2 protein-coding genes and 1 pseudogene are annotated in these 4,722 nt (G+C 56.6%); 2 read left to right on the top strand and 1 reads right to left on the bottom strand.

Annotation, left to right across the window (positions count from 1 at the left end; genetic code table 11):
- Window positions 1-78: 78 nt before the first annotated feature.
- The gene (locus tag ACWI8T_RS08195; protein ID WP_302854827.1) at window positions 79-738 is read right to left on the bottom strand and encodes a hypothetical protein; all 660 of its coding nucleotides are present in this window, start codon (window positions 736-738) and stop codon (window positions 79-81) included.
- A 67-nt stretch (window positions 739-805) separates the two neighbouring features.
- Between ACWI8T_RS08195 and ACWI8T_RS08190 the strand changes: the two genes are divergently transcribed.
- Both ACWI8T_RS08190 and ACWI8T_RS08185 read left to right on the top strand, forming a co-directional pair.
- Window positions 806-3,829 (top strand): helicase C-terminal domain-containing protein, encoded by a 3,024-nt coding sequence (locus tag ACWI8T_RS08190; RefSeq protein WP_449138587.1) that lies wholly within the window; start codon window positions 806-808, stop codon window positions 3,827-3,829.
- A gap of 4 nt (window positions 3,830-3,833) precedes the next feature.
- Window positions 3,834-4,722 (top strand): annotated as a pseudogene (locus tag ACWI8T_RS08185) (hypothetical protein); the annotation flags it as partial.

Genomic DNA, 4,722 nt, shown 5'->3' with positions numbered 1-4,722 from the left:
GAAACGAGCCCTGCGGTGGGTTTTCTCCTCCGCAGGGCTCGTTAGTCTACCAATGCTTCGAAAATGTCTTAGAACGGCTTAGAAAAGGCCGAATTTATGGAGCGCCCAAACCACGAGCGTGACAACCGCCAGAATAAAGGCCCAACTTACGATGTAGCAGCCGACCTTTTTGGAACGAGCGGCGTCGAGCATGGAGTCGTGCACGCTGCGATGGTCTTTCAAAATCGCAGTGCGTCCGCCGCCGCGCGGGATTTTGATTTTTGAGGAAGGCTTCCATTCGGCAGGGTTGGCAAGCACGGAAACGATGCTGTCGTTGCTGAGCTTGGGATCGGGACGCAATCCGTCGCCAGCTGCCTTTGCGAACGCCTTCAAGAAAACATTGAATTCCTCGGCGTAACGCGGTGCGAAGGCGATAAGGGCAACCTGACCCCAATACTCGCCCGGTTCAGGCTCTTCGCTGTAGGCGGTGAAGCTGAGCACGTAATGCAGCTCCCAGCCTTTTGCGGCCATGACGGCCGCGTTGTATGAGTCGTGGTTATTCAAAAAGCCAACCAATTGCCCGTAAGGATTTTTAAGCCACGCGACTTGCCTTTTGGAGTCATCGAGCACGAATTCGATGGTGCCAATATCGCCCACGGCATTATCGGGGCCTGCGAGCGCGGCTCCTACTTTTTTATCCGAGGTGGAAAAGCGAACATACTCGCCAAAATATATATCGCCGGGCTTATGAGAGGTCATGCGGCGTCCTTTCGTGGTAGGCTTCAAAACATATATGGATGAATGAATCGAATCGGAAGTGCAACGAATGCAAATAGACGATCAACACACGAGTGTATACGACTTTGTGACCGATGGCACGCCCACCGATGTGGTGGCGCGTTACGCCTCGTTAAAAACGCAAGCTTTGCATGCCGACTACGGTGACCTCGACCGCAATATCGTGGTTATCGATACCGAAACCACGGGCGTTTCCGAACGGAAAGACGAGCTTACACAAATTGCTGCCGCTCGTCTTGAGCGCGGCGAAATCACTGAATGGTTCGTGACGTTCGTGAATCCCGGCAAGCCTATTCCCGATGAAATTTCTCATCTTACGAATATCTTTGATACCGATGTCGCCGATGCGCCCACGCCCGTTGAGGCGTGCGAGCAGCTCGCGCAATTCGTGGGCGACGCCACGCTCGTCGCGCACAACGCCGCATTCGACCGCCATTTCGTGACGAAAAACGCGGGTGGCGCATGCTTGAAAGAAAACCTCTGGATCGATTCCCTCGATTTGGCGCGCATCGCGCTTCCGCGTTTGAAATCGCATCGCCTGATCGATTTAGTTCATGCGTTCGACGCGCCTATTTCAACCCACCGTGCCGACGCCGACGTCGAGGCCCTGTGCGCGGTATACCGCATTCTTTTGGCTGCTGTGAGCGATATGCCGAACGATTTGGTCGAGTATATTTCCAAACTTGCGCCCATTGAAGAATGGTCGACGGGCGCTGTGTTCGCACTTATCGCGGCCCAGCAGCGCGAACATGCGACATCGGCGGCGGGCGAGAAGGCGGAAACCTTCCCGTTTTCGCTTTCAGCTATGCGTCGTAGCCGTTTTTCACAAGCGAACCAGCCGAAGCCCGCTTCCGAAAATGCTTCCGTCAATGAGCAATCGGAAGATTTGCCGATGGAATTCCCCGCTGCCGAGGAAATTGAAGCGGCATTTTCCCCCGATGGCCTGGTGGGCAGCCTGTATAACGACTTCGAGCCGCGCGATGAACAAGTCGTTATGGCTAAAGAAGTGCTCAAGGCGTTCTCCACGAGCACGAATTTGGTGGTTGAAGCGGGTACGGGCGTCGGTAAGTCGATGGCTTACCTGCTGCCCTCCGCGCTTGGCGCCCTTCGTAACGGCTCGCGCATTGGCGTGGCTACGAAAACCAATGCCCTGCTTGACCAAATCGTCTATAAGGAACTGCCGCTGCTGAAAAGCACGCTTGCCAAAGCCGGTGTAGGCGACTTGTCGTACGTGGCCCTAAAGGGATTCTCGCACTACCCCTGCATGCGAAAAGTGTCGCATATCGTAAGCGACGGTGCGCGCATGGTGAATGTGACGGGTAAAGATGTGAGTCAGGCGCCTTCAATTGCCGCTCTGCTTTCGTATATTGAACAAACTGAATATGACGACATGGATGGCCTGAAGCTCGATTATCGTGTGCTTCCCCGCTATGCCATCACCACCGCGTCGCGTGAATGCCTGAAGCGCAAATGCCCCTTCTTCGGCCCGCAGTGCTTCGTGCATGGCTTGCGCAAGCGCGCCGAATCGGCGAACGTGCTCGTAACGAACCACTCATTGTTCTTCTGCGACCTTGCTGCCGAGGGTTTCTTGCTGCCTCCGACGCGCTATTGGGTCGTCGATGAGGCCCACGGCGCCGAGGCGGAAGCCCGTCGTGCGCTTGCCGTGAAGCTCGATGCCGCCGAAATCGTGCGCCTTGCGAATCGTTTGGCCGCAACCGATGCGAAGCGCAACCCCTTCGTGCGTCTGGAGCGTCGCGCGCCCATGAACGAGGCAACGATGCCCGAAGCGAGTTCGCTTTTCTATGGCCTCACCGAAAAGGCAGCCAAGGCCGGCCGTGCGTTCTCGGGCGATGCAATCGCGTTCTCCCACCACATGAAAGACCTGGTGGCGTGTGATACGAATCGTCAGAATCGCAACTACGAGAACATCGAGCTGTGGATCAACGACGAGGTGCGCACGAGCCAGCAGTTCGCTGGCCTGCGCGAATATGGCAAGATATTCCAAGAATCGGCCGAAAAACTCGTCTCTGCGGCGAGCGAGCTCGTCGCATTCCTCGAAGGCGTCGACGGTGTTGCCGATGCGCAGCGAGATGTTGCGACGGTAGTCATCGATGCGAAGGGCATGCTGCAAGCGTGCGACCTTATTCTGAATAAAGTCGACGAGAACTACGTGTATGCCGCGAAGCTTTCGCGCAAGCCTGAACGCGTCGCCGAATGCCTCGAGGCTCTTATCGTGAATATTGGCGCTACGCTCGACGAAACCCTTTACGAGAAAACGCATTCCGTGGTGTATGCGAGCGCGACAATCGCCGTGGGAGACGATTTCAAGAACTTCCTCGGCGCCATGGGTCTTGGCGAGACCGAGGAGTCGCGGGCAAATACTTGCATGCTGGGCTCGAGCTACGATTTCGACAAGAATATGCAGGTGCTTGTGCTCACCGATATTCCCGAGCCCAATCAGCCTGGCTACTTGGAAACGCTCGAAGATTTCCTTGCGCAGGCGCATCTTGCGCAAAACGGAAGCATGCTCACGCTGTTCACGAATCGTCGCGAAATGGAAGAATGCTTTGGCGCGGTCGACCCTTCGCTGAAAGAAGCGGGGCTGCGGCTCGTATGCCAAAAATGGGGCGTTTCAACGAAAGGCCTGCGAGACGACTTCCTGAAAGACGAGCACTTGTCGCTGTTCGCCCTGAAGAGCTTCTGGGAAGGCTTTGATGCCCCCGGTGCTACATTGAAAGGCGTGGTTATTCCGAAGCTGCCGTTCGCCAAGCCGACCGACCCGCTTTCGTGTGAGCGCGCGGTGCGCGATTCAAGCGCCTGGTCGCATTACACCCTGCCTCAGGCGGTTATCGAAGTGAAGCAGGCGGCAGGTCGCCTTATTCGCTCTCAAACCGATTCCGGTACACTTGTGTTGGCTGACAAGCGATTGGTTACGAAGGGCTACGGAAGGGTGTTCCTGCGTTCGCTTCCGTCGAAAAACATCGTGAAATGCACGCGCGCCGAAGCGATTGAGGCGCTGCGTCGGGGCGTTGTGGGCTCTGCGATACAATAGCCGCATGAAGAAAAAAGCCCATACTGGGGAGCACCGCACCATTGCGGCGAACCTCCATTTGAAAAGAAACACCAAGGGAACGTCCAACGAGCTGTCGCTTTCGGTGCTCGGTGGCCTCAGCGCGCAAAAAGACGAAGAAGATGCGTCGCAAGGCGGTTCGGGTGCTTCCCCTTCATTCACCATGCCCCACTTTTTTTCGGGGAAGTCGAAACGTGCACCGGGCGCTTCCTCGAAAAAGCAGCCCATTACGGGCGCCGACGTCGCGGGCATCGCTCTGTCGATTTCCGACCGTCGAAACAGAAGCACCCAGGCGCGAGATCGTGCGCTCGCGAACCCTGAAGCCGAAATCAAACGCCGCAAAACTGCGCGCCGCGCTTGGCGCGCAGTGGGTCTCGCATTCGCGCTTGCGGCGTTTGCGGGCGCTTCGGCGTTTGCAGTGCATGTGTTCACGGCCGCGTATGAAGACAATCAACAACACAAATCGCTGCTCAGCCAAGGTTTCAGCGAACTCACCTCGGCCGATGAGGTCGTGCTTGCCGCCGATGAATTGGTGGTGGCTTCTTTCAACGACCTCGATGAATCGAAGATTCCCGATGTGCTAGGCAAGATTCCCGATGTCGATGTGAAGCTTTCCGCCGCGAAATCGTTTGCCGAATCGGCCAAAGAGGGCGTTTCGGGTGATGATGAGAAGGCCGCCGATCAGCTTGCGGCTTCGGCCGAAGCTCGGAAAACCATGCTCGAACTCGCCGAAACAATTTTGACCGAAGAACAGGCTGCCAAGCAAGCCTCAAACCTCATGGCTTCGTGCTGGGAAAACGTGCTCAGCGCCGACGCCCTTCTTCGAGAGGCCGCCGAATTGGTGACCGATACCAATGAGGAAAATACGCGGGCTT

This window comes from Slackia sp. (assembly GCF_977041755.1).
Note: the sequence above shows the minus strand (reverse complement) of the source record. Positions and strands in the feature narration are given on the sequence as shown.